The organism is Cryptosporangium sp. NPDC048952 (assembly GCF_043197895.1).
Classification (GTDB): Bacteria; Actinomycetota; Actinomycetes; order Mycobacteriales; family Cryptosporangiaceae; genus Cryptosporangium.
Window position 1 is genome coordinate 153,330 of the sequence record NZ_JBICTY010000010.1, and the last position, 26,696, is coordinate 180,025.

The following is a 26,696-nucleotide window of genomic DNA, read 5'->3' on the forward strand; positions in this document are numbered from 1 at the left end:
GTCTTACCCGGACCAGGTCCCGTGGAGCAGTTCGGAGTGCTCGCCGCCCTGTCAAGGCGGAGGTCGCGGGTTCAAATCCCGTCGGGACCGCTCTTGCTGCCGCGCTACGGCGCGGCAGCAGAGTGGCGTCATCAGTCGCCGCACTCGGCCAGGTAGCTCAGTTGGTACGAGCGTCCGCCTGAAAAGCGGAAGGTCGGCGGTTCGACCCCGCCCCTGGCCACAATCCTCGAGGCGCCCTTCATCAGGGCGTCTTTTTTGTTTGCCCCGTCTGGGACACTGACTGCGGCGTCCACGGCACGGGAGGAGGTGCGGCGATGATCACATCCATTGTTTCCGCGCCTCCCGGGGTCAGCTGACCGACGCCCTTGCGGCCACGGCGGCGCGCGCCTGCGAAGGACATCGCATGAGCGTCCGTGTTCGGAACATCACCATCGACTGTTCCAACCCCTACGAACTGGCCCAGTTCTGGGCCGCGGTCACCGGCTACGGCGAGCACCCGGAGGACGGCAACCACCCCGACGACCCGGAGGCGCTGCTCGTGGCCCCGGACGGCGGCCCGGCCCTGCTGTTCGTCCCGGTGCCCGAAACCAAGTCGGGAAAGAACCGGATCCACCTCGACCTGCAGCCGGTCGAGCGAACCCGCGACGAAGAGGTCGTTCGGGTGCTGGCGCTGGGCGCCACGCTCGTCGCCGATCATCGGCGCCCCGACGGCACCGGCTGGGTGACCCTGGCCGACCCGGAGGGCAACGAATTCTGCGTCGAACGCAGCGCCGCCGAGCGCGGCTGATCGCGGACCCAAAACCGTCGGTGGTCGCCGCTACGGTGCCACCGACGAAGCCAGGGGAGGCGACGGATGTACGAGAACACCGAGGGGGTGGCTTCCGCACTCCACGGTGCGGTAGCCCTGCTCCAGTCCTTGCACGCCGACGAGGCGTCGATGCCTGGGGCGGTCGCGTCGTGGTCCGCGGTGTACGGCACCGCGACCGTGGAGCCCGACCTCGACGATCTGCAGCGTGAGTTCCGGGTGCGGCGGCCCCGCACGATCCCGGACGCGTTCATGGCCGGTGCGGTGGCCATGGGCGATGCGATCAGCGCGCCGACGTCCGACTTGGTCAGCCAGCAGCTGGCCGCCCACGTGAAGATCGAGAACGAACTGCTGAAGCGGTTGGCCCAGGCCACCGACCGCCCCGTCCACGACGTACTGACCTACCTGGAGGAGTGGGCCACCATCGAGACCGCCGAACCGAGATAGCAGTCAGCGGGCGGGCGGCAACACGTCGAGCAGCAAGGTCGCGAAGTCCTCCGGGCGGGCCAGGAACGGATGGTGCCCCGCCTCGAATTCGACGATCTTCTCCGCGTGAGCTGCCCGCTCGCGCTGCACGGCGGCCGGGATCGCGCGGTCGTCCGTACAGACGACGTAGGTCGCGGGCACCTCCCGCCAGGCCGCACCCCGCACGGGCTGGCCGAACGGGGTCATCGCCTGCCTGGTCAGGCGGCCTACGGCCGCGTCCTGCACTGCGCCGTCGCAGTCCTGCACGAACAATTCACGGACGACGTCGGGCAGCACGCCGATCGTGCCGCCAGCGCCGGGGGCCAGCCAGGGTGCCGGATCCGAGCCGGTCACGCTCGCCTGCGAGTCACCGACGTCCGGCAGCAGCGAAGCCACGTACACGAGTCCCCGCACGGCCGGGTGATCGTGGCCGGCGTCGGTGATCACGGTGCCCCCGTACGAGTGACCGAGCAGCACCGCCGGCTCGTCGTCCTCGTCGAGCACCGCCCGCACCGCGGCTGCGTCGTCGTACAGGTCACCGAGCTCGAGCCCGGCCCCCACGTCGTCGACGCAACTGGGGAGCGCCACCGCCCGGCTCCGCACCCCTGCGGCGGCGAGCGGCGTCACCATCCGCTCCCACCACCAGTCCCCGTCACGCACGCATGCTCCGTGCACGTAGATCAGCCTCATGGCCCCACGCAATCATTCACCGGGCGGTGGAAGAGTCCGGTTCCGCTCCGAGCGGAAGTGTCGGACCCACCCGGGAGACTGGAGCCATGGAGAGACCGGTAGGTCAGACGAGAGACGTCGGATGGGAGATCGGCGTCTCGCGCACTGTGTCCCATGGCTCGGCCGAGGTGTGGAGCTTCCTCACCTCGCCGGAGGGCGTGGCGCTGTGGGTCGGGCCGGGCGCGCTGCTCGAGCCCACCAAGGGTGCCCGGTACACCGCCGACGACGGCACGGCCGGCGAGGTCCGCAGCTTCCGGCCCGGCGACCGGATCCGCATCACCTGGCGGCCAGCGGTCTGGACGCACGACAGCATCGTCCAGCTCGTCGTCCGCCCGGCGGCCACCGGCACGTCCGTCCGCTTCCACCAGGAGCACCTCGTCGACGCCGACGAGCGCGAACGTCAACGCACCCACTGGAGCGACGTGCTCGGCGCGATCACGTCCGCCCTTGCCGAGCGGCAGTGAGTGGAGCGGCAGTGAGTACCGTCATTCACCCGTTGCCCTTTCCTATCTAAAAACTAGGATTAGCCGGTGCCCCCGCAGACACCGGAAGGACCCCGATGAGCCTGACCTTCCACTGGTTCCTCCCGACGATGGGCGACAGCCGGAATCTCGTCGCCGGCGGTCACGGCGTCGATCTCGGGCGTGCGGCCGGCGACCGACCGGCGTCGCTGGGCTACCTGACGCAGATCGCCCGGGCGGCCGAACAGCTCGGGTTCGTCGGCGCGCTCACCCCCACCGGTGCCTGGTGCGACGACGCCTGGCTCACCACGGCGATGCTGGCCGGCACGTCCGAGCGGCTGAAGTTCCTCGTCGCGTTCCGGCCGGGCCTGCTCTCCCCCACGCTCGCGGCCCAGATGGCGGCGACGTTCCAGCGGCACTCCGGCAACCGCCTCCTGCTCAACGTCGTCACCGGCGGTGAGAGCAAGGAGCAGCGGCTCTACGGCGACTTCCTCGACAAGGAGGGCCGCTACGAGCGCACCGACGAGTTCCTCGAGGTCGTGACCCGGCTCTGGCGCGGCGAGACGCTGACGCTGGACGGCAAGCACATCCAGGTCGAGGACTCGAGGCTCAACCGGCTTCCCGACCCGGTACCCGACGTGTACTTCGGCGGCTCGTCGCCGGCGGCCGGCCTGGTCGCCGCCAAGCACGCCGACGTCTACCTCACCTGGGGCGAGAAGCCCGAGCAGGTCGCGGCGAAGATCAACTGGGTCAAGGAGCTGGCAGCCGCCCGGAACCGCGCGCTGCGCTACGGCATCCGGCTGCACGTCATCAGCCGGGACACGTCGGAGGAGGCCTGGGCCGAGGCCAACCGGCTGCTCACCGGCCTCGACCCAGAGATGATCCAGCGCGTTCAGCAGGGGCTGGCGCAGAGCGAGTCCGAAGGTCAGCGTCGGATGGCCGAGCTGCACGACCGGGGCCGGGCCAGCACCGCGCTGCGTGACCTGGAGATCTCGCCGAACCTCTGGGCGGGCGTCGGCCTGGTCCGGGGCGGAGCGGGCACGGCGCTGGTCGGCAGCCACTCCGAGGTCGCCGACCGGCTCGTCGAGCTCAACGAGCTCGGCATCGACGAGTTCGTGCTCTCCGGGTATCCGCACCTGGAGGAGGCGTACTGGTTCGCCGAGGGCGTCCTTCCGCTCCTGCGCCGGCGTGGTCTCTGGGAGCACCCCGACGCCGCCGCGCTCGACTTCACGCAGGTCGACGTGCCGTTCGCCGGTACCGCGGGGCGCGCCCTGGCCCCCGCACCTCACTGAAAAAGCACTCAGCGCCACAGAGCGACCACCGGACGCACTGCCGCTGCCCGGACGCCAGGTCCGGTCGGCCCCCAGCGGTAAAGTTCGCCGACGATGTCGCCAGCACCGGAGAGTAGCTCGATGCCCACCACCCCACTCGAGGTCCTGGTTGTCGACGACGACGCAGGCGACGTCCTGATGATCGAAGAGGCGCTGAGCGCCAACGACCTGCCGAGCAACCTGCACGTGGTGTCCGACGGCGTCGAAGCGGTGGCGTTTCTCCGGAAGGAGCCGCCGCACACCGACGCGCCGCGGCCGCAGCTGATCCTGCTCGACCTGAACATGCCGCGCATGGACGGCCGCGAGGTGCTGGCCGAGGTCAAGGCCGACGAGGCGCTCCGATCGATCCCGGTCGTCGTGCTGACGACGTCGGCGCTCGACGAGGACGTCATTCGCAGCTACGAGCTGCGGGCCAACGCGTTCGTCACCAAGCCGGTCGATCTCGACCAGTTCATGTCGATCGTGCAGCAGATCGAGACGTTCTACGGGCGGACGGTTCGCCTTCCGCGGTGAGCGCGTCGAGCCGGGCCGCGGTGTCGGCCCGGTGCCGCTCGGCACGCTCGAGCGTCCGTTCCGACCCGGCGAGCGTGCGCTCCGCGTCGACCAGGCGCCGTTCGGCCTCGGCCAGCACCGCTGCGGCCTCCTCGCGGGCGTGCCTGGCGACGTCCCGCCGACGCCGCGCACCGTCACGCTCGACCCGCGCCCCCGCCACCGCCTGATCAGCCACCGCATGTGCAGCCACAGCCGCCTCCCGCTGCCGAGCGCTGCCGTCCGAAGCGCCACCCGCACGAGCCGCGACCGCCTCTGTGTGCCCGCCGCCTGTGGACGACGAACCACCTGTGGACGACAAGCCTGTGGACGACGCGCCGCTCGCCGACCCACGTGTGGACGAGCCCGCACCATCCTCTTCCGGCAGCGGACCAAACCCCACGTACGACTCACCCCGAACCAACCGCCCGGACAACACCCGCCGAGCCACGGCCGCATCCGCCACCGCGGCGTTCAACGTCGCTTCGAGGTCGGCGACAACCGTCGGCTCCAATCCCACCGGCTCCGCGCGGGGCGGCACCGACTGCGCCGCCAACCGCGCTGCCGCCCCGATCAGAGCGGCCACCCGGCGTCGCCTTTCGGCTGATAGAGACCGGATTGCCCCCGCGTCACCCTGCCGCTGAGCGTCGGCGAGCTGTGCCCCGAGGTCCGCCAGCGCCTGGAGCTCACCCCGGTGCGCCCCGGCCAGCAGGTTCACGCACCACGCCGCGACCGTCGGCCGGCGTAACAGCTTCAGGCGCCCGGCGAGCGCCGCCCGCTTCTCCCCTTTGAGCTCCGCGATCCGGACGTCGCGGGCGGTCGTGAACTGCGCCGGCGGCAGCGCGTAGAGCGCGATCGCCTCCTGCTCGTAGTTCATGAACCAGCCTCCCCGAACGAACACGCTGCATTCATCGGAGCACAGGCGGTTAGTTATCCACAGCTTCTTCCACAGATTTTTCGACGCCCACCCAGGAGCGGAGCAGCGCGACCAAGGCCGCCTCGGGAGCGAACTCGTCGTCACCACCCCGCGCCAGCCGATCGATCAGCAGCCCGTCCCCGAACGCGAGCAGCTGCCGGGCGTGCAGCACCGGCTCCGGCGACCCGACGGCGCCCAGCCAGTCTGCCGAGAACGCCCACATCTTCTGGCTCCACTCGAGCAAGGCGGCCCGCAGTGCGTCGGAGTGCGCTGCCTCCAGAAAGATCGCGTGCCGCGCCAACGTCAGGGACCGGGCCGGGCCGGCGAGCTGTCGCAGCATCACCCCGAACCGACCGGCCAACTCCTCGACGGACACCGGGCGAGGCTCACCGGCCAGCGACGAGAACGCCGCGGTCTCCCGCTCGAACAGGCAGCCGAGGATCCCGGCGAGCAGGGCGTCCCGCGTCCGGAAGTAGTTCGACGTCGTTCCGGCCGGCAGATCCCCCTCGGAGTCCACCGCCCGGTGCGTCAGCGCCCGGGCCCCCTGCTCCCCCAGCACCCGCACCGCAGCGTCCAGAACTTGCGAACGACGACCAGCCATCCGCAGACCGTAACACTACAAGCGTAGTAGCCTTCGATCCATGGGCACTGCAGCTGTAGTAGGCGCCGGAATCGGCGGACTCGCCACCACGATCGCCCTCCGCCGGGAGGGCTGGGACGTCACGGTGCTGGAACGCTGGCCGCGGATCGTCGACCTGGGCACCGCGATCGGCCTCTGGCCGGACGCCCAGCGCGCGCTCGACCGGCTGGGCGTCGGCGACCGGATCCGCGCCGTAGGCATCCCCTACACGAGCGGCCTCGTCCGAACGAAGTCCGGCCGCATGATCGCCGCACTACCCCTGCGGCGCATCGAGAAGCGCGGTGGTGCGCCGGTGCTGATGGTGCCGCGCACGACACTGATCCGAACCCTGGCCGACGCCGTCCCGGCGGACATCGTCCGCACCGGCGTCACCGTCGACGACCCGGAGGCCCTCCGCCGGGAGTACGACCTGGTCGTCGGCGCCGACGGGTACCGCAGCGCCGTTCGCGCCGCATACTTCCCCGAGGTCCGCACCCGCTACCTGGGCATCACCGCGATCCGCGGTGTGGTCGACGGCGAATTCGGGCCGACCGGCGAGGTATGGGGCCGGGGCGCGCTGGTCGGGGTCACGCCGGTCGAACGCGGTCGGACGAACTGGTACACGGCGCTGCGGGCACCCGCGCACACGCGGCTCACCATCGCCGACCTGCGCGAGAAGTTCGCCGGTTACCCGGATCCGATCCCCGCACTGCTGGATAAAGCCGACGACCTCCTCCGGCACGACGTCCACGATCTCGCGCCGAAACCGCGCTCCTACGTCCACGGCAACGTCGTTCTGGTCGGCGACGCTGCCCACGCGATGGCGCCGTCGTTGGGCCAGGGCGCGTGCCAGGCCCTCGTCGACGCCGACTGCCTGGCGACCCACGGTCTGGAGAACTACGACCGGCTACGCCGGAGAACCACCCAGCGCCTGGCCCGTGGTTCCCGGGCCCTGTCCCGGTTGCAGGCGCTCTAGGACGCGTGGGTGTGGTGCGTCCAGTTCTCCCCGTCGAACCAGCGCAGGCCCGGCTGACCGTACGGATCGGGGTACCAACCGGCCTCGTACTCCGTCGACTCGGACGAGGACGACGACGTGCCGGCCGCCGGCGCCGAGCCGCCGACCGCGTCGGGCTTCGTGTCCTCGATGAGCACGTCGACCTCGGTCTCCGTCAGGTCGAGCAGCTTGCCGACGGCCACCAGGTCGTCGCGCTCCTCGTCGGTGACCTGCTTGTCGGCCCACGCAGTCGCGGCGAGCGTGCGGACGTACTGGCGGTGTGCATCGTTCTGCTCGGCCTCGAAGATCGCGAGCGCACCCGCGAGGTCCTTGAGGTGGATCGCCTCGGTGAACGAGAGCACCCGGTCGCTCACCGCGTTGTCGAGCGCGCCCAGGTAGGCGCTGACCGGCCCGGACTCCTCCGGCGACCGCGGCGCCTCCTCGACGACCTCGGCGACGAACTCGCTGTCGACCTCGGGGTTGGGGGCCTTCACGTCGACGTCGGCCGCCATGCCCGCGTACGCCGCCGCCATCTTCGCCATCTCGGGGCTGACGATCGCCGTCATCTCCGGATCGGGCGCTTCCCAGTCCTCCTCGGCGCGCGGCGCCATCTGGAAGTCCTGCATGGGGATGCGCGGCCAGGACATCCGGCGCGCCCGCTCGATGTACTGCACCCACGGCGAGGGCAGGGTCGGACGCTGAGCGAGGAACGTGCCGAACAGGCCCCCGGCGGCGCGCGCATTGGTCAGCGCGGCGCGTGGCCCGTCGAGCGGGATGCCCGCCGCCGCACAGCACTGCTCGAGCGTGCGCCCGGGCAGGGACGGCAGGTAGCGCGGCGCGTTGGTCATCGTGCAGATCGCCGGGACGTGCGGCATCTCGAATCCGGCGCGCCGGAACTCCTCGTCGAGGAAGGCCGACGTGAACAGCAGGTTGTGCCCGACGAGCACCTTGCCCCGCAACCACTCGACCAGCCAGCCGGCGAGCTCCTCGAAGCGGGGAGCGTCGAGCACGTCCTCGTTGCGGATGCCGTGCCCGTCGGCCGGTCCCACGTCCACGCCGGGGTTGACCAGCGTTGCCGCTTCACCCATCGGGTTGCCACGTTCGTCGAGCACCACGACGGCCAGCTCGACGACACGGTGTTCTTTCGGGCTCAACCCGGTGGTCTCGGCGTCGATGACGACCCACGTCGGGGCCCCGGCTTCAGTCGTCACGCTCATCGCGTCGAGCTTAGGCCACCCACCCCCGACCCCCGCCAGCACTGCAGCCGAAACGTTAGATCAGGCGCATCTGGCGGGCGGCGGGGCGGCGGGGTTCGTCGGAGGTGCCGGTGCGATCCAGGAGGCCCTCGTCGACCGGCTCCAGGAACGGCGTCAACGCTGCTGCGGACGTGGACCCCCGTCGCGTCACCGTTCGGGGCGCCGACAGGAACAGTCGGCGCTGCGCCCGCGTCACCCCGACGAAGAACAGCCGCCGCTCCTCGGCGAGCCGCTCCTCCGGATCGTCCTCCCCCGGAAACCGCAGGGGCACCACACCGTCCGCGCACCCCACGATGAACACCACCGGAAACTCCAGCCCCTTCGCCGCGTGCAGCGTCAACAGCGACACCGCGTCCGCCCGCGGGTCCAACGCGTCCACCTCGGCGCCGGTGGCGACGTACGCGAGGAAGCCGTCCAAATCGCCACCGAACCCAGCAGCGACCGGTCGCAACAACTCCACCGCCGCCCACACGTCGGACGACCGCAGCGTCAACTCCTCCGCTGCGAACAGATCCGGTGCCGTGGCCCGCGAAGCCAGCGCCGCCCCGGCCGCCACCAGCCGGTCGACAACGGCACCGGGCACCAGCGCCATCTCACGCAAAACCTCCGGCACCGCCGGTCGATCCGCGAGCCGGTCGATACCGCGCTTCTGGAACGGCAGCCCCGCCGACGTGAACGCCGACTGCAACGCCCGCGCCTGCCCGGCAGATCGGTACAGCACCGCCACGTCCCCGAAGTCGTAGTGCTCTTCGACCTCGGCCCCGTCCACCCGCCCCGAATCCAGCGAGTGGAACGACGCCCCGCCCACCAGCGAGTCGATCGTCGCCGCGACCCAACCGGCCTCGGAAGCCTCGGTGGACACCTCGTGCACCGCGATTCGCGCCGCACCCAGGTCCCGCCGTTCCGCCGACAGTCCCCGCCCCGGCACCAGCGTTCCCGGGCGCACCACCTGCACCGCTGTCGCCACGATCGGCGGCGCGGACCGGTAGTTGCGGGTCAGCGTCACTGTCGTCGCGGTCGGGTAGTCCGATGCGAACCGCAGGAAGAACCCGACCTCCGCACCGCGGAACGAGTAGATCGACTGGTCCGGGTCGCCGATCGCGAACAGGTTCCCGCCGGACGGCACCAACTCCCGGAGCAGCGAGTACTGATCAACGTCCACGTCCTGGTACTCGTCCACCAGCACGTGGGACCACCGCGACCGGTACGACGCAGCGAACGGCACCGCCAGCGGTACGAGTTCGTCCAGCTCGAGTAGCCCTCGGGCGTGCAGCCGTTTGCGGTAACCCTCCAGCAGGGAGTCCGGCACGACAGACCCCGGCGCCAGGTCCAGTTCGAGCAGCACCGCGGACCGGTCCGCCTCGTCCGCCACCGACGGCGGCGCGTCGAAGCCCAGCTCGGCGAACCGCTCGCGGCAGATGTGCAGCGCCAGCGCGTGGAACGTCGCCACGAACGGTGTCCCGGACCCCGCCGGCAGCAGTTCCTCCAGCCGCGACCCCAGCTCCCCCGCCGCCCGCCGCGTGAACGTGATGGCGAGGCACGACTCCGCCGCCACACCCCGTTCCGCGACCAGATAAGCCACCCGATGCGTCAGCGTCCGCGTCTTCCCCGTGCCCGGCCCCGCGACCACGATCAGCGGGCCGTCATCCGCCCCCGCAGCCGCGCGCTGCTCGGGGTCGAGCCCCTCGAGCACACCCCAGTCCGGCACTTCAAAAGGCAAGATGTCGACGCCTGCATGGCTCGCCGCCGCTGACTCGTCAGCGCGGTCCTCCGCTGCCCCGCCGTACGAGGCACGCTCGTGCGTGGCGGGCCCCGCCACATCCTGCTCCCCCCGTGCGGTGGTCCCGCCCCGGGCGGCGGCCGGGCCGCCATCGGGCGAAACGCCTCGCGGTGTCGGGATGGCCGCCGTTTCGAGCAGCGCCGCGGGATCCGCGGTCCGCCCCACCGCAGAACCGCCGCGCCTACCCCGTGCGGTGGTACGACCGCGAGCGGCGGCCGACCCCGAGGGCGCCCCCGCGGTGGCGCCGGCCAGCGCGGCGGCCGCGCCGCTGTTCGCGGCTGCGGCGGTGCCGGCCGTTCTGGGGGTTTCGGCGCCAGCGGGGGCGGATGACCGGCCTGCGGTGGTTCGCCGGGTGGCGTAGTCCTCTTGGGACGGCAGGTCGAAGAGCGCGGACGTACCGGTAGACGCCTTGAGTTCGGACGGCTCGAAGAGCCGGATCACGCCGTACTCACCGTCGTAGCCGGGCTGGCGGATGACCTCGCCGCGGCGCAGGCGGGCGATCGCCTCGCCGAGGAGCTCGCCACCGACAGCGGTGACCTGGTCGACCGGCACCTCGGTGAGAATGTCGAGCTCGGGCCCGAGCGCGGCGACGAGACCATCCACCTCACGGGTCACGGTCTTGCTACGCGGCCCCACCGAGTGGATCTCCCCGACGATTTCGGGCAGCGGAACGAGGTTACGGAAGTCGGCCGCCCCGGACGGCCGGTCACCGTCAGCGCGGTCGGCCAGCGCCTCGATGCGCGACAACACACCAACCGTCACCGGTTTGCCACAGACCTCGCACTTCCCGGCGTGCGCGATCGTCTCCGCGGGCTGCCAACTCAGGTCACAGGCCCGGTGCCCGTCGGCGTGGTACTTGCCCTCTTCGGGAAAGAACTCGATCGACCCGGCGTACCCGTCACCGGTACGCAACGCGTCGCGAACGGCGAAGTAGTCCAACTCGCAGTCGTAACTGTGCGCCTCCCTCGCCAGCGCCGGCGGCGAGTGCGCGTCGGAGTTGCTGACCAGCGTGTACCGGTCCAATGACGACACCCGCCAGTTCATCGCGGGATCGGAACTCAGCCCGGTCTCGACCGCGAAAATGTGATCGGCGAGGTCGGCGTAACAGTCGGCGATCGCGTCGAACCCCGACTTCGAGCCCAACGCGGCGAACCACGGCGTCCAGATGTGCGCGGGCACCAGGTATCCGTCCGGGCTGGCCTCGAGCGTGATCTCGAGCAGATCGCGCGAGTCGAGCCCGAGAATCGGCCGCCCGTCGGACGCGATGTTCCCGATCCGCGCGAGCTTCGCGTTGAAGCGCCCCACCGCTTCCAGATCGGGCAGATAAACCAGGTGATGCACCTTGCGCGTCTTGTCGTCGCGCTTGTAGATCGTCGAGATCTCGACGCTGAGCATGAACCGCACAGTGCTCGCCGCCACGATCCCCGGCAGCGTGCGGTCGACCGACTTCGCGAGGTCGTCGTTCAGGCGGTACAGGCCCGGCTCGGCCTCGACCAGCGTCTCATGCAGGTGCGCGTTCCACGCCGGGTGGGTGAAGTCGCCGGTCCCGACCAGCGTCAGGCCCTTGCGCTTGGCGAACCAGGTGAGGTGTTCGAGGTCGCAGTCACGGCTACAGGCGCGGCTGTACTTCGAGTGGATGTGCAGATCCGCGTGAAACTTCGGGGGGCGCGGCATCGAACGATCTTCCCACGGGCCACAGTGGCCTCGTCGTCCCGCCACGCCGCGCTAGAAGATCACCCGCAGCAGCAATGCTCCCGCGATGATCAGCGCGATCAGGGCGCCGATGCGCATCAATTCGCGGCGCATGGCAGCTTTGCGAGCCGCCTCCGCAGCGCGCTCCATCGCCCGCGCCCGCCCGGCGCGGCGGGCCTCGTGCAACCCGGACACCTCGGTCGACAACTTCTTGTCGAGCTCGGCCAACCCCTCCAGCAGCGGCTCGGGCGCGTCGTAGGAGACCGTCGGCGCCGCGGACGGATCCGGCACCAGGATGTGCGCCGCGACCAGCCGCGCCTCCGAGTTCGCGAGCGTCCGCTTCGCGTAGACCTGCCACTCCTCGCACCGCGCGAGCGCCAACTCCTGAGCGGCCTTCGCCCGCGCGATCGCCGCTTCCTCGTCGCCCTTCGCGCTGCGACGGCGCTCGTCGACCAGGTTCGGCAACCCGGCCAGCCCCTTCACGGACTCCAGGTAGTCGATCCACTCCGGATCCGGCGACGGCCGCGTCATCGTCCCCCTCCCGCGGGAAGCCCGAACGGAACCACCGGCACCGGCCGGCCACCGTGCGAGAGGTCGCAGAACAACCCGCGGTGCAGCTGCGGCTGGTACCGCAGGTACGGCCCCAAGACGCCCTGCACGTCGGACTCCGGTGCCCGCAGGAACACGTAACCGCCGACCAGCGGCGCGAACTCGTACCCCACGTGCTCGCTGAACACGCGCAGGCTGTTCCACCAGCCGATCAGGTGGACGTCGACCAGCGGACCCTCCCGCACGAGCGTCCGCAGCGCGTCGGTGGGCGCGCGGCCCTCCTCGTCGAAGTGCTCCAGCCGCGCCGCGCGGTGCAGCCCGATGCCGAGCACGTAGATCGGCCGGCGCTCGGCCAGCAGCCCGGCGGAGTGCTTGCCGCCGATGGCGATGCGCTCGTCGACGATGTCGGCCAGCTCCGACAGGCCCGCACCCACCGAGGCGCCGGTGTGCACCGTCACCCCGTGGTCGTACGCCCCGGCGGCTTCGGCGAGCAACGCGGTCTCCGGCGACCCCGCGTCACCGCCCAACGCGTCGAGCAGCACGAACTCGGCGCCACCGCGCACGTGCTGGGCGGCCAGCGACCACACCACCGCACCGAGCGTGCCGAACGCGTCGTCCCGGCCGTCGCCGACGACCGCGAGCGTGCGCCCCGGGTCGGCGGTCAGGCCGAACGCGACCGGCGCGGGATCGACGTCGACCGGCAGCCCGAGCAGCGCGAACTTCGTGTCGTCGCCGGGCGGGGCGTCACTGAGCACCCGCTGCAGCGCCTGGGTGAGCAGTTTCGGGTCGGACGGGCGCGCGGCGTAGAACACCCGCGGCGGCGCCGGGCGTCCGGCCTTCTCGAAGAGGTCGCGGCGCAGGTCGTCGAGCACGTGCTCGTCGGCGTACGCGACGACACCCCGGCGGTTGTGCGTCGGGTCGCCGTACTCGCGGTTGAACACGATCTCGCCGCGGAAGCGCAGCTGGGCGGCCTCGGTGTTCTGCCGGCCCAGCACCGCCTCGGACTCACTCGCCTCGGTCTTGAGCGACAGCCGCCACGGGAACTGGCCGAAGATCGACCGCTCCTTGGTCACCAGCGTCTCGATGCCACTCAGCGTCTGCGACGCCAGCACCAGGTGGACACCGACGGCCCGGCCGCGCCGGGCGAGCGTCTCCAGGATGACGATCGACGCGCGGGCGATGTCGTCGTCCTCCGCGACCAGCACCTGGAACTCGTCGATGACCAGCAGCAGCCGCGGCACGGTCTCGTTCGGACGCAACGTGCGGTAGGTCGCCAGGTCGTTCGCGCCGGCCAACCGGAACTGCTCGGCGCGTCGACGGAACTCGCCATCCAGGAACCGCAGGGTGGCCAGCCCGAACGCACGGTCGCCCTCGAGCCCCAGCACCCGCGCGTGCGGGAGGTGCCACGGACGCCCGGGACGCGGGCCGAGCCGGTCGAACTCCAGCCCGTCCTTGAAGTCCAGCAGGTACATCGCGACCTCGTCGGGCGAGTACGACGCCGCGATCGAGTGGAGCAGCACCAGCAGCAGGTTCGACTTGCCCTGCCCGGATGCGCCCCCGATCAGGACGTTCGGCAGCGACGGGTCGGAGCCGCGCAGCTCGAGTTCGACGGTGTCCAGGCCGGCGCGCCCGATCTTCGCGGTCATCCCGCGGATCGCGTCCTCCGTCCAGATCTTGTCCCGTTCAGGCAACAACGCTTCGAAATCGACGACGGGCGCGGCGCCGCGGCGGGCGCCCTCCGCGACCCGGGCCGACACGTTCTCGATCAGCTCGCGCGGCGGCGGCGCGTCCGGCCGCACCGTGACCGCAGGCAGCGCGCTCACCGTGATCGCCGAGTTCTGGCCGCGGGCCATGTTCAGGTGCCGCAGCAGGTCCTGCGGGTTGACGCCGTCGTCGGCCTCCGCGGCCTTGTCGTGGTGGACGATCAGCGACACACCCCGGCGCGGGCCGCCCTCGGCGAGCCGGATGAGCTCGGTCTGGGCGCGGCTGTCGATGCCGTACGGGTAGTCGCAGATCACCAGCAGCCGGTAGGGCTCGGGCTGCACGCCGGTGGCCTCGGTCAACGCGGCCAGGTCCGGGACGCCGTGCGCGCCGGCCAGCTCCGCCACCCGCATGACCGCCGAGCGCAGCAGCGTCAGCCGGGTGATCAGCTCGGTGGGCGTCGCGAGCGGGTCGGCGAGCAGGTCGTTGCCGGCCTTGCGCAGCGCGGCGAACGGGCTCGTGACGCCCCGGATGCGCGGGTCGTACGTGACGATCTCGAGGCGACCGGGCGGCGCGGACGCCAGCGCACGCAACAGCAGCGTGTTGATCGTCTGGAGCGGCCACTCCTTGTCGTCGCCCTCGGCGAGCAACCCGATCGAGGCGACGTCGAGCAGCGGGATCAGCGCGGGCAGGTGCTCGGGGTTGGCGTTGCCGCTGCTGGGCGACGCGCCCGGCACCGACAGGGAGCCGATCCGGATGTAGCGGGCGGGCTTGCTGCCCAGCCAGTCGTCCGAGCGCCAGCCGGGGTCGTTCCACTCGGCCGCGGCGGCGAACGGCGCGACCCGCCCGGCGCGGTTGAGCAGCGTGTCGCGGGCGTGCTCGTAGGCGGCCTCGGCGTCGGCACCGGCGCTCTGGATGGCCCGGTGGGTGCGGCGGGCCGCATCGCGTTCGGCGATGTCGTAGGCGCCCGTGGCGGCGCTGCGCCCGGCGTCGGCAGCGGCGAGGACCGCGTCCACCGTCCCGCGCAGGCGCAGGAACGTCGTCCGGATCTGCCGTTCTTCGTCGGGCAGTACCTCGGCGCCGTTATCGGGTTCACCGAGCGGAGATGCGCCGGGCGGCCGGACGCGGGTGTTCTCGCTGGCTTCCCGGCGTGTCTTGGACCAACGTCCACCGGCCCGGCGCGTACCCGGGCCGCCACCGGATTGGTTCGTGCGAGGAGGCATCATCCGACGCGTCGTCTCCTGGTCGCCTCGGCCCTACAGGGTGTTCGCGAACTTTTTTCCCTCGTTGGCCGCGTGCTGGAGGGCGGCCGAAGCCTCCTCCAACCTCTTCTCCGCGGCTTGGAGGGCAGCCACCATGTTCTGGTCGGTACGCCTCGCCGAGCCACCGATCGCTCCCTGAACCGCGGGAATGACGTCCGAGAAGCTCTGCTTCATCGCCAACAGTTGCTGGGCCGTCCGCGTGGACCGATCGGACAACGCGGAGAGCCGCTGTCGCAACTGGACGAGACTCGACTGGCTCGACACCGAACTCGATCCTCACTTTCAGTGTCCTGGGGCGAACCCCCCGTGAAGTAGGGTAGCCGCTCCTTCGGGGCGCCAACCCTGCGTGCTCCGCGTTCCGCACGGTGGGACGCGTCACGACGACGACCGAGAGTAACGACCGGTCGTCGCGGGTCCTCAGCCGACCTCCAGGCTCCGGAGCGCCGCCCGCATCCGATGGATGTCCGCAGCGTCCAGATTGGCCTGCCGGTCGATTTCGAACTCGGCGATCTGCCTGTCGTCGTCGTCCGGTTGGGTCAGGGAAACGTGGATGATGCCGTCTTCGTCGTACGAGATGACGATGTCGAACTCGACCGCGCCGAGCGCCTGCGGGATCCCCAGCCGCGCCGAACCGACGACGGTCGCGAAGCGAAGATCCGTGTCGTCGCCCTCGGTAACCACGAGTAACACTTCGCGCTGATTTTCCGCGAGCGTGCGGAACCGGCGTCGGCCCTGACAAGGGATCGGTGTGTTGCGTGGGATGACGATCGAGTTCACCTGCTCGCCGCTGTCGCGGGCCCGGGCCACCACACCGACGCCCTGCGACGTGACGTCGTTGACGGTCACGGTCCGGCGGGGACGGCTTTCCGGGTGCCGCCGGGCGTTGGACAGCACGTCGGCCAGCACTGCGGCGCCGAGCGCGACGGCCTCGTCGGGGTGCACCGACCGGTCGGCCCGCACGCCGGTGACCTTCTCGACCATCGCGGTGACCATCGGCATCCGCGTCGACCCGCCCACCATGAGGACGCTGCCGAGCCGGCCGAAGCCGACCCCGGCCTCCTCCATGACCTCCTGGACGATCTCCTCCGTGCGGCGCAGCAGCGGCCGCGTGAGGGCCTCGAACGTGGGCCTGGTGACAGTCACCATGTGGTCGCCGCCGTCGACCTCCATGCTGATCCGGGCCTCCGGCAGCGTGGAGAGCTGCCGCTTGGCCTGTTCGCAGTGTTCACGCAGGATCGCCTCGGTCTCGCCGTCGTCGAGGCCCGGCGAGAGCAGCCACAGTCCGGTGGCCTTCTGGATCAGCTCGGAGACGTGGATCATCAGCGCGTTGTCGAAGTCGAACCCGCCGAGATTGCGGTCACCGGCGGTGGCCAACACGTCGAACCGGCCGTGGCCCATCCGCATGACCGTGCAGTCGAACGTTCCGCCGCCGAGGTCGTAGACGAGCAGCGTCTCCTCGCGGTCGGCGTTGTAGCCGAACGCCAGCGCCGCCGCGGTGGGCTCGTTGAGCACCCGCAGGACGTCCAGCCCCGCGATCTCCCCGGCGTCGGCCGTGGCCTTGCGGCGGGCGTCGTCGAAGTAGGCGGGAACGGTGATCACGGCTTCCGACGCCGGCTCGCCGAGCGCCGCGGACGCGTCCTCGGCGACTCGCTTGAGGATCATCGCGCTGATCTGCTCGGCGCTGAACTCCTCGCCGGTGGACGTCGGGAAGCGCCAGGTGGGATCGCCCATGTAGCGCTTGACGAACTCGACGCAGTCCGTGGGCGCCGCGGTGACCGATCGACGCGCCGCCATGCCCACGACCGGCTTGTTGTCGCGGAAGCAGACGACGGACGGCGTCGTGGAGTGCCCCTCCCGGTTGTGCAGGATGTACGGCTCGCCGTTCTTCGCGACGCTCGCCGCCGCGGAGAACGTGGTGCCCAAGTCGATGCCGATAGCGGTCATGCAGAACCCCCGTTCCTCTTGCGTCGCGGCCCACGCCGACGTCCGGGCTCGGCGTCCTCGTCGGTCCCGGAGGACGGATTGCCCGGCTCCAGCGCGAAGGAACCGCCACCGGCCCGACCGTCCGCTTTGCCACCGCTGCCACGATCGCCGGGGCCGCGACCCACGCGACGCGGCACCGTTTCGGCGATCAGCGCGGCGTTGCGCTTGTAGACCGGCTCATAGCAGGTGTACAGCAGCGCACCGACAAACGTCAGCAGGACGATCAGGACACCGACAGCGAACGACCGCTGGACCAGATCCCCGCCCTGGCTCGCGCGGTAGATGTTGGGGGCACAGCAGCAGCCCGCGACGAGCAGCAGGCCCAGCCCGATCGGCCACCGCCAGTTGCGCCGGAACGCGTTGCGCGAGAACCGGCGACGCTGTGCGCGGCGGGCGTACTCCTTCTGCTGCTCCAGGTCCTCGAGCACGGCCGGGTCTGCGGGGCGCACCGAGATTCCCCGGTTGGCCAGCGCGAGGACGTAGTTCGCCTGGGCCTCGCTGGCGATGACCAGGCGCCCGTCGTCGAGCTCGTGCTGTGCGGCGACCGCGCGCTCGGCGAGCGAGGTACCCAGCGCGGTGCGGACGTCACCGTCGTCGGGGCGTGCCCGGTAGGCCTCCTCGGCCTCCCGGACGGCCTCGTCGACGCGGCCGGCACGCAGGAGCGCGGTGACGATCCGGACCCGGTAGTCGATCCGGGTCGGGTCGAGTTCGGCGGCGGTGCGGTAGGCGGCGACGGCGCGGTCGGGCCGGCCACCACGGTCGAGGATCCAGCCACGCTCCGCGTGCAGGTGGGCCGACTCGGGCTCGAGCGCCAGCGCCCGCTCGATCGCGGCCTGGGCCCCCTCGTTGTCGTCGGAGCGAGCCGCAGCGTCCGCGAGCACCGACCAGGCGTACGCGTTCTGCGGGTCCTCGTCGACGGCACGCCGGGCGGTGAAGATGGCCAGATCGGACTGGCCGCTCTTGAGCTGCTCGACGGCCCGGACGAGCCATTCGCGCGCGGCCGGTGCGACCGGCGGCGGACCCGGCCGGTCGCCGGGCGGGGGTGTCTCGGGCGGCTCGGTGGCCTCGGCCGCGTGCGGGGCGCTGGAGGCTCCGTGCGCGGTCTTGGACGGCAGACCGGAGAGCAGCACGCGCTCGGCGGCGTCCAGCGCCTGCATCCAGCGCTCCGCCTCCTGGCGGGCGTCGATGTCGGGCGCGGTCGTGCGTCGCCGCCACTTACGGCGTTCAGCGGTGATGCGCTGGCGAATCGTGGCCTCGTCGGCGTCGCGGTCCAAACCGAGGAGCGCGTGGTGGTCACCGTCAGGGGCGAGAGGGCCGGTCGGCCCGTTGGGGCCGGGGCTGCCCACTGCGCGACCTCCGCTGTTCTTGCGCCTCCCGGGCGCGGCCATCGTCGGACCACCGCCGGGACGAGCGGCGGTGGCGGTCACGCTCGTGCTCGGACTATAGCCTCGCGTATACCGTCAACGCCCGTTCGCCGGTCCATATCCGCAGACGACGAAGCGCGACCCACGACGGAGGTGTCGTGAGCCGCGCTCTCGGTGTCTGTTGCGACCGGAAGGGCTGTGGGGGCAGCAGGTCGCGCACCCGAAGTTTCAGTCGCCGGTCCGCTGCTGCGGGATGCCGGCCAGGAGAGCCCGAACCTCCGACTCGCGGTAGCGACGGTGGCCGCCGAGCGTCCGGATCGCGCTCAGCTTGCCGGCCTTCGCCCAGCGGGTGACGGTCTTCGGGTCGACCCGGAACATGGTCGCCACCTCGGCCGGCGTGAGCAGCGGCTCCGATTCGGGGGTACGCGTAGCCATCGATTTCTCCTTCAGAGGGGTATGCGACGGGGAGGGCGTCGCATTGCCCTCCATACTCCCGGGTGTCCGCCTTGCCCGACATGGTCCGAAAGGATGATCCTGCGTACCGATCCGGCCTAATAGGGGAACAGTGCGCATACCGGCCGTTTACTGACGGTAGTCCGAAGGGTCGGTAGGGGCACTGTATCCGCAGGTAGGCCCGCATTCGACGGTGGTTTTAGGGCTTCTCAACCGTTCGGCCAATACGGATACCGCTGTCCCGACTGGTCCGGCTGTCCACCCTTCATTGAGTAACGGTCCCTTTGCCGGAAGCACCTGTCGATCGGTCGAGGCTTGTTCCTCTTTCCGGTCAAGCGTGCAACCGTTGCGATTCTGCTGTGTGATACGCGTCACGAAAACGCGCCGCGCCGACCGGCGTGCGGAGTCGACGACGGCCGTCGCAGTGGGGCTATCGTCCTGTCGCGTCATCCGGGAGACGATCGGCCCGACCCGCGAGGTGCCGAACGTTGGGCGGGGACGGTACGGTGTCACTACGAGACATGCCATCATCCGGGGCCTCTCGCATGACGCCCCGATACACCTGTGCGAGGGGGTCGAGCCAATGGGGCGCGGCCGTGCTAAGGCTAAGCAGACAAAGGTCGCGCGTGAGCTGAAGTACAGCTCTCCCAACACCGACCTGAGCGCTCTACAACGGGAGCTTTCGAGTTCCCCTAGTTCCGCCTCCACGGATGACGACGAGTACGAAGACGAGTACTCCGATCGTTACGACGAAGACGACTGGGCACCCCGGCGCTGAGCCGGGGAACTCCTAGTCGCGACGTCGCCTGCTCCGTCGCCGCGCCGGATCTTTTCGGCGCGGCTTTCTGTGGGGCAGGTCCGGGCCGAACGAGAGCGAAGGTCGCGGGAGCAAGTGCTCACGCGTGCTGGACTCATGCGCAAGCATGGGCCCGACAGGGTGGGGAGAGTCACCTCGCGGTGACTGAGTGCGGGATCTTCGGGAGCCCACCCGCCTGCTTCTGGGATGCTGAACCGCGGAGCTATGAACGGCGCAAGCCTGGTTTGCGCCGTTTCATCGCGCTTGACGCGAGTCCGCGCACACGCGCGGCACCCGAGAAGGAGACAGTCGTGACCAGCCAGCACGCGGCGTACGGAGCGGTTTTCCCGATCAGCGACCAGCTTCCGCTGGGTCGGATCACCGCCGATCTCGCGAGCATGGCGCTGCGGTCGGGCGAGGTGCTCGGCAGCGACGGCGTGAAAACCGGGCACGATCCCGACGAGCATCCGACGGGTCCGGAGCTGGGCGGCGTACGCCCGTTCGGATTGCGTTTCGCCACGCCGCCGGAGCGAGCCGTCGACCTGCCGCTGGACACGATCGCCTACGACGACGACTCCCAGGTGGCACTGGCCAGAGACGGTGCCGGCTGGGCGCCGCTGGCCAACCACTCGATGGGGCTGACGCTGCGCACCACCGGCCAGATCCCGCGCGAGGACGAGATCCACGACAAGTCTTCCTGATCGTGCGGCCAACCGTTCTGATCCTCACCGAACGGCTCGATCCCACCGCCGACCTGGTCGTGACCGCACTCGCCGACCGCGGCGTGGCGGTCTTCCGCGCCGACACCGCGGACTTCCCCGCCCTGCTCACCGTCACCGCCGAACTGGGCGGCGGCGGCTGGCGGACGGAGCTGCGCTCGCCGTTCCGGTCGCTCGGCATCGCCGACGTCTGCGGGGCCTACTACCGGCGTCCGTCGGCGTTCGCGTTCCCGACGATGAACTCCGCCGACCGGCAGTGGGCCGAGCTGGAGGCGCGGGTCGGCTTCGGCGGGCTGCTGGCCGTGGTGCCGAACTGGCTCAACCATCCCAGCCGGATCGGCTACGCCGAATACAAGCCCGTCCAGCTGGCGACGGCCGGTAAGGCGGGCCTCTCGGTCCCCCGCACGTTGATCACCAACGATCCGGACGACGCCCAGCGCTTCGCGCGGGAGGTCGGCCCCGTCGTCTACAAGCCGTTCTCGTCGCCGGTGGAGCGCGACGGGCGCCGGATGTTCGTCTACACCTCTCCGGTGGACGCCAGGGAGCTGGCCGACGAGTCGATCCGGCACACCGCACACCTGTTCCAGGAGCATCTGGAGAAGGAGTACGAGGTACGGCTGACCGTCGTCGACGAGCAGTTCTTCGCGGCTGCCCTGACGGCCCGCTCAGCGGCCGGGCAGATCGACTGGCGCAGCGACTACGACGCGATCGAGTACACGGTCACGACAGTGCCCGAGTTCGTGCGCACGGGGCTGCTGCGCATGATGCGCATGCTCAGCCTGCGGTTCGCCGCCGCGGACTTCGCGGTGACCCCTGCCGGCGAGTGGTACTTCCTCGACCTCAACCCGAACGGCCAGTGGGCCTGGATCGAACACGAAACCGGCCTCCCGATCTGCGCGGCGATCGCCGGGGCGCTGACCGGGGACTGAACGGTTCGGGGGGTTATAGCCCCCCAAACCGTTCACGCCTCAGGCCGGATGCTCGTCGACCAGGCGAACCATGCCGGTGCCGGTGACGATCTCGCCGGCGACCCAGGCGCTGACGCCGCGGGTGTCGAACGACGCGATCGCGCGGTCGACGTCCGAGGGCGGCACCACGACGACCATGCCGACGCCCATGTTGAACGTCCGCTCCATCTCCGGCCGAGTGACCCGCCCAATGGCGCTGACCAGGTCGAAGATCGGCTGCGGCTTCCAGGTGGCCCGGTCGATCATCGCGTCGACGTCCTCGCCGATCACGCGGACCACGTTGCCCGGTAGCCCACCACCGGTGATGTGCGCGAGCGCGTGAACCTCGCACTCCTCGATCACCGCGAGGCAGGCCTGCGCGTAGATCGTGGTGGGCGTCAGCAGGTCCTCGCCGAGCGTCCGCTGGTTGCCCAGCTCCGGCACGACCTGGTCCAGCCGCATCTTCCCGTCGGTCAGCAGCGCGTGCCGCACCAGCGAGTACCCGTTGGAGTGCAGACCCGACGACGGCAGCGCGATGATCTGGTCACCGGCCTTGATCCGCTCGACCCCGAGGATCTTGTCCGCGTCCACGACGCCGATCCCGGTGCCCGCGATGTCGTACTCACCCGGCGAGAGCAGCCCGGGGTGCTCCGCGGTCTCGCCGCCGAGCAGCGCACAGCCCGCCCATCGGCACCCGTCGGCGATGCCACCGACGATGTCGGCGACCTTCTCCGGCACGACCTTGCCGATCGCGATGTAGTCCTGCAGGAACAGCGGCTCGGCGCCACAGACGACCAGGTCGTCCACGACCATCGCGACCAGGTCGACCCCCACCGTGTCGTGGATGTCCATCGCCTGCGCGATCGCGAGCTTCGTCCCCACCCCGTCCGTGGACGAGGCGAGCACCGGCTTCGAGTACTTCGCGGTATCGAACGCGAACAGCCCGGCGAACCCGCCGATGTTGCCGACGACCTCCGGCCGGAACGTCTTCTTGACCTTCGAGCGCATCAGCTCGACCGCGCGGTCACCGGCTTCGATGTCGACGCCAGCCGCTCGGTAGGAGGAACCGCCGCCCTCCGTGGCATCGCGTGACGTACGCGTCACTCGGGCACCACTCTGCGTCGGCGCCCCGGACGTCACCACGTCCTTCACTCTGCCTCCATGTTTTTCGGCCCCGTGCTGAAGTTAGGGCCGGCTGAGAGCGCCGGCACCGCCTGGCGAAGCCACCAAGGGCAGCGGCGCGCCGACGCCACGCTCGATGCCCTCGAGCATGTGCTTACCGATCACGTCGTCCGCAGGCAATGGGATCGGGTACTTCCCATCGAAACATGCCATGCACAGGCGCTTGCGGGGCTGCTCGGTCGCGGCCACGAGCTCGTCCAGCGACACGTACCCGAGCGAGTCGGCGCCGATCGAGGCCCGGACACCTTCGGTGTCGAGACCGTTGGCGATGAGCTCGGCCTTGCTCGCGAAGTCGATACCGTAGAAACAAGGCCACTTCACCGGCGGCGACGAGATGCGCACGTGCACCTCCACCGCACCGGCCTCGCGCAGCATCCGGACCAGCGCACGCTGGGTGTTGCCCCGCACGATCGAGTCGTCGACCACGACCAGACGCTTGCCGCGGATGACGTCACGCAGCGGGTTGAGCTTCAGCCGGATACCGAGCTGACGGATCGTCTGGGACGGCTGGATGAACGTGCGTCCGACGTAGGAGTTCTTGACCAGGCCGATCCCGTACGGGATACCGCTGGCCTGGGCGTAACCGACAGCGGCCGGGGTGCCGGACTCGGGCACCGGGATCACCAGGTCGGCGTCCACCGGGCTCTGGGCGGCCAGCCGGCGACCGATCTCGACGCGGGTGGCGTGTACGCCGCGGCCGGAGATCGTCGTGTCGGGCCGGGCCAGGTAGACGTACTCGAAGATGCAGCCCTTCGGCTCCGGCATCGCGAACCGCTCGGAGCGCAGGCCGTCCTCGTCGATCGCGATCAGCTCACCGGGCTCGACCTCGCGGACCATGCTGGCGCCGCAGATGTCCAGCGCGGCGGTCTCGCTGGCCACGACCCAGCCCCGCTCGAGCCGGCCCAGCACCAGCGGCCGGACGCCCTGCGGGTCACGAGCGGCGTAGAGCGTGTGCTCGTCCATGAAGACGAAGCTGAACGCGCCGCGCAGCGTCGGCAGGACCTCCAGCGCAGCCTGCATCAGCGACCGGTCGGGGTCCGACGCGAGCAGCGACGTCACCAGCGAGGTGTCGTTCGTGCTCACCGGGCCCTGCGCGCCGATACCGCTCGCGGCGACCGCCCTGGCCAGCTCACCCGTGTTCACGAGGTTGCCGTTGTGGGCCAGCGCCACCGACGTGCCGGCACTCGTCGAGCGCAGCGTCGGCTGGGCGTTCTCCCAGGTCGATCCGCCGGTCGTCGAGTAGCGGGCATGCCCGATCGCGAGGTGGCCCTGGAGGCTGGCCAGCGTCGACTCGTCGAAGACCTGGGAGACGAGCCCCAGTTCCTTGTAGACGACGACGCCGGTTCCGGCGCTCACCGCGATACCGGCGGCCTCCTGGCCACGGTGTTGCAGTGCGTAGAGCCCGTAGTACGTCAGCTTCGCGACGTCCTCTCCGGGAGCCCACACACCGAAGACCCCGCAGGCGTCCTGGGGGCCGGAATCTGAGGGATCGAGTTCGTGCGTCAGTTTGCCGTCACCACGGAGCACGGAGCCCAGTCTAGGCCCTGTTCACCGAAACGCCCGCCGCCGCTGGGCGACCTGTGGGGTTGGTGGGGTTGCGCGATGTGGTTCACTCTCTGTCGTGACCGCGAACTCGTACCCCGCTCCGCTGCCGGCGACCGCCGGTCGCTGCGGTGTGTCCTCGCGTGGTCACGTGTACGACGAGTGTTGTCGCTGACGACCGCCCGGCCCGCGCGCAGTCCGCTGTAGGACGCCGCGAGGCATCTCAACTCTTCTTGAGACGGACTCGTCATGCTCGACTTCCCTGAGCCCTACCTGCTCGCACCCTCGTCGCTGACCCCGACCGCACTGCAGGAGCGGGCCGAAGCGCTACTTGCTGTTACGTCTCCCACAGTTCTCGCTCCCGGTGATGCGGTCGAGTTGCGCGGCAACTTCCTGTACGACGCCTGGCTGGTCCGGCTCGGCTCGGACGCTGCCAGCGACCTGCACGCGCACGAGAGCGGGTTCGGCGTGGTGGCCGTCGTGACCGGGGCGCTGCGGGAGACCCGGGCCACGGCCGACGGGCTCGACGAGCGCGTGGTCACCGCGGGTGAGATGGTCGCGACCCGGCCCGGTGACACGCACCGCCTGACCGTCGAGGGCGACGGTGCAGTGGCTGTCTACCTGGCGTCGCCGCCGAAGCGGTCCGCGCCGCGGATCGTGGCCGCTACACCAGTGGCAGCAGTGCGCTGAGGTCCGCGCGGGAGCCGCTCGCCGACACCTTTCCTTCTGCGACCACTTCGTCCCACGTCTTGCGGCCGGTGCCGAGCGCGACCCACGTCTCCGGGTCGGTCTCGACGACATTCGGCGGCGTCCCCCGGGTGTGACGGGGCCCTTCGATGACCTGCACGGCCCCGTACGGTGGTACGCGGACCTCCACCGTCCGGCCGGGGGCCCGTTTCACCAGTACCCCCAGCAGATGACGCACCGCGTTGCGGAGCACCAGCGGCGCCACCTTCTCACCCGCGTCCAGCGACGCGGCGGCTGCTGCCACGGCGTCCGGATCCTCGACCACCTTCGCCACGTCAGAACGGTATCGGCTCACGGCCCGGACGGCCGAGGTAGCCAGGTCCGAGCGGTCGAACGTTACGCGCCGGAGTCGGGCAAAACGGCGAGACGTTAGGTATCGGATACGTCAGCAAGGCATAGTGGTCCGTCGAAGAACCCGAACAGCGGGAGACAGTGGTGCGGTACGCAAGGCTGTTAGCTGCTACAGCGATGGCGAGCCTGGTGTTCCTCCCCGCGGCACCGGCCCTCGCCGGCGACCCCGCCGACCTCCGCCTCGAGGTCCGGCAGGGCAACCTGGCCAGCCAGTCCGGTGGTCAGCCGGCGACTCTCGTGTTCGCGGTCACCAACGACGGTCCGTCCACCGCCGACGCGTTCAACGCGAACGTCGTCATTCCGTTCGGTGACCGGGGTGTCTTTCTCGCGAGCAGTAGCCCGGGGTGCAACCAGGCGGGTGGGCCCACCGTGCTGTCCTGTCCGGTCGACGAGCTCGAAGTCGGCCAGACCACGGTGTTCACGCTCGTGATCGGCGCCCCGCCGGTCGGTTCCCTGCAGCCGACCGAGGCGATCAGCGCTCCCGGTTCGATCACCATCGACGCCGGGGGCGACGACCCGAACGGCGCCAACGACAGCAGCCAGTTCACGCTGAACCTCACCGGGGCGCCGCCGGCCGTCACGAACATCACCGGCACGGTCGCGGACGGCTCGTCCACGCAGCCGATCGTCGGGGCCAGCGTTGTCGCCCGTGACGTCAACGGCGCGACGTGCGTCTCCACCACCGACTCGGCCGGCGCGTTCAACTGCACGCCCACGCAGCCGCTGGCCGGAGGCCAGGTCACCATCGAAGCGACGATGGCCGGCTACCAGGTCAGCCGCACCACCGTGCAGCCGCAGAACGGCACGATCAGCAACGTGCAGCTCGCGCTCAACCCGTCGGTGGCCAGCGCGAGCCCGACGCCGTCGGTCGCGCCGAGCAGCGCGGCGCCCGCGCCCAGTGCGCCGCCGCAGGCCATCAAGAAGGACGACGGGTTCCCGTGGGACACCGTGATCCTCGTGCTCGGCATCGTGGTGGCGCTCGGTGGGCTCGGGGCGCTGGGGTGGTGGGTCTACAAGCGCAACGACAAGGACCCCGACGGTCCGGGTGGGCCCGGGGGCGGGCGGGACCTGCCCGACCTGGTGGCGGCCGAGTCGATCATGCCCACGATGCCGATGCGGGTGCCGAACGCGCTGTCGGAGACGACGGTCGCCAACCAGATGCCCGGGAACGAGCCCACTGCGGCCTGGGGCGCGCCGCCGCCCGCAGGCGCCTGGGCGAACCACTCCACCGAGCCGATCCAGGTTTCCGGGGTGCCGGGCAACTGGTCCGGTGCCGACGCCACCCGCGGCGAACGCACCGCCGAATGGCCCACCGTGGACCCCACCCCCACCTCCGGCACGCCCGCTTCCGGCGTCCCGTATTCAGGCGTACCCGTCTCAGGCCCGGCCTCCTTCTCCGGCGCTGCGCCCGTCTCGGGCGCAGCACCGGTCTCCGGCGCAGCGTCCGTGCCCGGCGCCATGCCGGTCTCCGGCGCGGCATCCGCGCCGGGCGCGATGCCGGTCTCGGGGGCGGCTTCGGTGTCC

At 70.7% G+C, this 26,696-nt stretch carries 25 protein-coding genes and 2 tRNA genes; 13 read left to right on the top strand and 14 right to left on the bottom strand.

Translation table 11 applies throughout. The annotated features are described in order from the left end of the window. Positions 1-15: 15 nt before the first annotated feature. From ACGFY5_RS42440 to ACGFY5_RS42455, 4 genes are all read left to right on the top strand, one after another. Positions 16-90 (top strand) — tRNA-Asp (locus ACGFY5_RS42440). 56 nt (positions 91-146) lie between these two features. Then, positions 147-220: transfer RNA gene (locus ACGFY5_RS42445), tRNA-Phe, on the top strand. A 183-nt stretch (positions 221-403) separates the two neighbouring features. After that, a complete protein-coding gene (locus ACGFY5_RS42450) occupies positions 404-787 on the top strand; it encodes a VOC family protein (RefSeq protein ID WP_392730340.1) in 384 nt (127 codons plus the stop codon). A 66-nt stretch (positions 788-853) separates the two neighbouring features. Beyond that, positions 854-1,252 (top strand): hypothetical protein, encoded by a 399-nt coding sequence (locus ACGFY5_RS42455; protein ID WP_392730342.1) that lies wholly within the window; start codon positions 854-856, stop codon positions 1,250-1,252. 3 nt (positions 1,253-1,255) lie between these two features. Here the strand turns inward: ACGFY5_RS42455 and ACGFY5_RS42460 are convergent, their stop codons facing one another. After that, a complete protein-coding gene (locus tag ACGFY5_RS42460) occupies positions 1,256-1,960 on the bottom strand; it encodes an alpha/beta fold hydrolase (RefSeq protein WP_392730343.1) in 705 nt (234 codons plus the stop codon). Between the two features lie 86 nt (positions 1,961-2,046). Here ACGFY5_RS42460 and ACGFY5_RS42465 point away from each other — a divergent pair, with 86 nt between their 5' ends. The 3 genes from ACGFY5_RS42465 to ACGFY5_RS42475 all read left to right on the top strand — a co-directional run bounded on the left by ACGFY5_RS42465 (position 2,047) and on the right by ACGFY5_RS42475 (position 4,304). Beyond that, positions 2,047-2,463, top strand: coding sequence for an SRPBCC domain-containing protein (locus tag ACGFY5_RS42465; RefSeq protein ID WP_392730344.1), 417 nt, complete (start codon positions 2,047-2,049; stop codon positions 2,461-2,463). Between the two features lie 95 nt (positions 2,464-2,558). Next, the gene (locus ACGFY5_RS42470) at positions 2,559-3,752 is read left to right on the top strand and encodes an LLM class flavin-dependent oxidoreductase (RefSeq protein ID WP_392730346.1); all 1,194 of its coding nucleotides are present in this window, start codon (positions 2,559-2,561) and stop codon (positions 3,750-3,752) included. A gap of 120 nt (positions 3,753-3,872) precedes the next feature. Beyond that, entirely contained in the window at positions 3,873-4,304 is a 432-nt protein-coding gene (locus ACGFY5_RS42475) for a response regulator (protein WP_392730348.1), read from the top strand. On the opposite strand, the gene ACGFY5_RS42480 is transcribed toward ACGFY5_RS42475, so the two are convergent. After that, positions 4,243-5,196 (bottom strand): hypothetical protein, encoded by a 954-nt coding sequence (locus ACGFY5_RS42480; protein ID WP_392730351.1) that lies wholly within the window; start codon positions 5,194-5,196, stop codon positions 4,243-4,245. The two genes, ACGFY5_RS42475 and ACGFY5_RS42480, sit on opposite strands and share 62 nt — an antisense overlap. 49 nt (positions 5,197-5,245) lie before the next feature. Continuing rightward, positions 5,246-5,836: a TetR/AcrR family transcriptional regulator gene (locus tag ACGFY5_RS42485; RefSeq protein WP_392730353.1), complete on the bottom strand. Its 591-nt coding sequence runs from the start codon at positions 5,834-5,836 to the stop codon at positions 5,246-5,248. A gap of 40 nt (positions 5,837-5,876) precedes the next feature. On the opposite strand from ACGFY5_RS42485, the gene ACGFY5_RS42490 reads away from it, so the two are divergent. After that, complete coding sequence (locus tag ACGFY5_RS42490) at positions 5,877-6,830, top strand: FAD-dependent monooxygenase (RefSeq protein WP_392730355.1); 954 nt, start codon at positions 5,877-5,879, stop codon at positions 6,828-6,830. Here ACGFY5_RS42490 and ACGFY5_RS42495 read toward each other — a convergent pair. From ACGFY5_RS42495 to bldC, 8 genes are all read right to left on the bottom strand, one after another. Then, entirely contained in the window at positions 6,827-8,065 is a 1,239-nt protein-coding gene (locus ACGFY5_RS42495; protein ID WP_392730358.1) for an exonuclease domain-containing protein, read from the bottom strand. The two genes, ACGFY5_RS42490 and ACGFY5_RS42495, sit on opposite strands and share 4 nt — an antisense overlap. Before the next feature lie 55 nt (positions 8,066-8,120). After that, positions 8,121-11,558: a UvrD-helicase domain-containing protein gene (locus tag ACGFY5_RS42500; RefSeq protein WP_392730361.1), complete on the bottom strand. Its 3,438-nt coding sequence runs from the start codon at positions 11,556-11,558 to the stop codon at positions 8,121-8,123. A gap of 51 nt (positions 11,559-11,609) precedes the next feature. Continuing rightward, a complete protein-coding gene (locus tag ACGFY5_RS42505; RefSeq protein WP_392730363.1) occupies positions 11,610-12,107 on the bottom strand; it encodes a hypothetical protein in 498 nt (165 codons plus the stop codon). Next, on the bottom strand, positions 12,104-15,052 hold the full coding sequence (locus ACGFY5_RS42510; protein ID WP_392730366.1) for an FtsK/SpoIIIE domain-containing protein: 2,949 nt from the start codon (positions 15,050-15,052) through the stop codon (positions 12,104-12,106). The genes ACGFY5_RS42505 and ACGFY5_RS42510 overlap by 4 nt, the downstream gene beginning before the upstream one ends. A 30-nt stretch (positions 15,053-15,082) precedes the next feature. Beyond that, positions 15,083-15,352 (bottom strand): hypothetical protein, encoded by a 270-nt coding sequence (locus ACGFY5_RS42515; RefSeq protein ID WP_392730368.1) that lies wholly within the window; start codon positions 15,350-15,352, stop codon positions 15,083-15,085. A 153-nt stretch (positions 15,353-15,505) separates the two neighbouring features. Then, positions 15,506-17,032 (bottom strand): Hsp70 family protein, encoded by a 1,527-nt coding sequence (locus tag ACGFY5_RS42520; RefSeq protein ID WP_392730371.1) that lies wholly within the window; start codon positions 17,030-17,032, stop codon positions 15,506-15,508. Next, complete coding sequence (locus ACGFY5_RS42525) at positions 17,029-18,498, bottom strand: tetratricopeptide repeat protein (RefSeq protein ID WP_392730374.1); 1,470 nt, start codon at positions 18,496-18,498, stop codon at positions 17,029-17,031. Before ACGFY5_RS42525 ends, ACGFY5_RS42520 begins: the two co-directional genes overlap by 4 nt. Before the next feature lie 165 nt (positions 18,499-18,663). After that, positions 18,664-18,870, bottom strand: coding sequence for a developmental transcriptional regulator BldC (gene bldC / locus ACGFY5_RS42530; protein WP_035858691.1), 207 nt, complete (start codon positions 18,868-18,870; stop codon positions 18,664-18,666). Positions 18,871-19,471: 601 nt separating this feature from the next. Between bldC and ACGFY5_RS42535 the strand changes: the two genes are divergently transcribed. The 3 genes from ACGFY5_RS42535 (at position 19,472) to tgmB (ending at position 21,332) form a co-directional block, all read left to right on the top strand. Further along, complete coding sequence (locus ACGFY5_RS42535; RefSeq protein WP_392730414.1) at positions 19,472-19,666, top strand: DUF3073 domain-containing protein; 195 nt, start codon at positions 19,472-19,474, stop codon at positions 19,664-19,666. A 329-nt stretch (positions 19,667-19,995) separates the two neighbouring features. After that, positions 19,996-20,385, top strand: coding sequence for a putative ATP-grasp-modified RiPP (tgmA, locus tag ACGFY5_RS42540; protein ID WP_392730376.1), 390 nt, complete (start codon positions 19,996-19,998; stop codon positions 20,383-20,385). A gap of 2 nt (positions 20,386-20,387) precedes the next feature. Beyond that, positions 20,388-21,332 (top strand): ATP-grasp ribosomal peptide maturase, encoded by a 945-nt coding sequence (gene tgmB / locus ACGFY5_RS42545; RefSeq protein ID WP_392730378.1) that lies wholly within the window; start codon positions 20,388-20,390, stop codon positions 21,330-21,332. Positions 21,333-21,371: 39 nt separating this feature from the next. On the opposite strand, the gene purM is transcribed toward tgmB, so the two are convergent. Both purM and purF read right to left on the bottom strand, forming a co-directional pair. Further along, entirely contained in the window at positions 21,372-22,454 is a 1,083-nt protein-coding gene (gene purM / locus ACGFY5_RS42550) for a phosphoribosylformylglycinamidine cyclo-ligase (RefSeq protein WP_392730416.1), read from the bottom strand. A gap of 81 nt (positions 22,455-22,535) precedes the next feature. Then, the gene (purF, locus tag ACGFY5_RS42555; protein ID WP_392730381.1) at positions 22,536-24,059 is read right to left on the bottom strand and encodes an amidophosphoribosyltransferase; all 1,524 of its coding nucleotides are present in this window, start codon (positions 24,057-24,059) and stop codon (positions 22,536-22,538) included. A 264-nt stretch (positions 24,060-24,323) separates the two neighbouring features. On the opposite strand from purF, the gene ACGFY5_RS42560 reads away from it, so the two are divergent. Then, positions 24,324-24,764: a hypothetical protein gene (locus tag ACGFY5_RS42560; RefSeq protein WP_392730384.1), complete on the top strand. Its 441-nt coding sequence runs from the start codon at positions 24,324-24,326 to the stop codon at positions 24,762-24,764. Here the strand turns inward: ACGFY5_RS42560 and ACGFY5_RS42565 are convergent. After that, positions 24,739-25,095 carry a sterol carrier family protein gene (locus ACGFY5_RS42565; RefSeq protein ID WP_392730387.1) on the bottom strand — a complete coding sequence of 119 codons (357 nt, stop codon included), beginning with the start codon at positions 25,093-25,095 and terminating at the stop codon, positions 24,739-24,741. The genes ACGFY5_RS42560 and ACGFY5_RS42565 overlap by 26 nt on opposite strands. Positions 25,096-25,289: 194 nt before the next feature. Between ACGFY5_RS42565 and ACGFY5_RS42570 the strand changes: the two genes are divergently transcribed. Continuing rightward, on the top strand, positions 25,290-26,696 hold a 1,407-nt coding region (locus ACGFY5_RS42570), incomplete at its 3' end, for a carboxypeptidase regulatory-like domain-containing protein (protein ID WP_392730390.1).

What these genes read in the sequence shown, in the direction of transcription:
- ACGFY5_RS42520 (WP_392730371.1), bottom strand. Translation starts at nt 17,032, where the DNA reads ATGACCGCTATCGGCATCGACTTGGGCACCACGTTCTCCGCGGCGGCG.
- ACGFY5_RS42510 (WP_392730366.1), bottom strand. Translation starts at nt 15,052, where the DNA reads ATGATGCCTCCTCGCACGAACCAATCCGGTGGCGGCCCGGGTACGCGC.
- ACGFY5_RS42485 (WP_392730353.1), bottom strand. Translation starts at nt 5,836, where the DNA reads ATGGCTGGTCGTCGTTCGCAAGTTCTGGACGCTGCGGTGCGGGTGCTG.
- ACGFY5_RS42500 (WP_392730361.1), bottom strand. Translation starts at nt 11,558, where the DNA reads ATGCCGCGCCCCCCGAAGTTTCACGCGGATCTGCACATCCACTCGAAG.
- bldC (WP_035858691.1), bottom strand. Translation starts at nt 18,870, where the DNA reads ATGGCTACGCGTACCCCCGAATCGGAGCCGCTGCTCACGCCGGCCGAG.
- ACGFY5_RS42560 (WP_392730384.1), top strand. Translation starts at nt 24,324, where the DNA reads ATGCTCGACTTCCCTGAGCCCTACCTGCTCGCACCCTCGTCGCTGACC.
- ACGFY5_RS42455 (WP_392730342.1), top strand. Translation starts at nt 854, where the DNA reads ATGTACGAGAACACCGAGGGGGTGGCTTCCGCACTCCACGGTGCGGTA.
- ACGFY5_RS42480 (WP_392730351.1), bottom strand. Translation starts at nt 5,196, where the DNA reads ATGAACTACGAGCAGGAGGCGATCGCGCTCTACGCGCTGCCGCCGGCG.
- ACGFY5_RS42505 (WP_392730363.1), bottom strand. Translation starts at nt 12,107, where the DNA reads ATGACGCGGCCGTCGCCGGATCCGGAGTGGATCGACTACCTGGAGTCC.
- ACGFY5_RS42490 (WP_392730355.1), top strand. Translation starts at nt 5,877, where the DNA reads ATGGGCACTGCAGCTGTAGTAGGCGCCGGAATCGGCGGACTCGCCACC.
- ACGFY5_RS42535 (WP_392730414.1), top strand. Translation starts at nt 19,472, where the DNA reads ATGGGGCGCGGCCGTGCTAAGGCTAAGCAGACAAAGGTCGCGCGTGAG.
- ACGFY5_RS42495 (WP_392730358.1), bottom strand. Translation starts at nt 8,065, where the DNA reads ATGAGCGTGACGACTGAAGCCGGGGCCCCGACGTGGGTCGTCATCGAC.
- ACGFY5_RS42465 (WP_392730344.1), top strand. Translation starts at nt 2,047, where the DNA reads ATGGAGAGACCGGTAGGTCAGACGAGAGACGTCGGATGGGAGATCGGC.
- ACGFY5_RS42475 (WP_392730348.1), top strand. Translation starts at nt 3,873, where the DNA reads ATGCCCACCACCCCACTCGAGGTCCTGGTTGTCGACGACGACGCAGGC.
- ACGFY5_RS42450 (WP_392730340.1), top strand. Translation starts at nt 404, where the DNA reads ATGAGCGTCCGTGTTCGGAACATCACCATCGACTGTTCCAACCCCTAC.
- ACGFY5_RS42470 (WP_392730346.1), top strand. Translation starts at nt 2,559, where the DNA reads ATGAGCCTGACCTTCCACTGGTTCCTCCCGACGATGGGCGACAGCCGG.
- ACGFY5_RS42460 (WP_392730343.1), bottom strand. Translation starts at nt 1,960, where the DNA reads ATGAGGCTGATCTACGTGCACGGAGCATGCGTGCGTGACGGGGACTGG.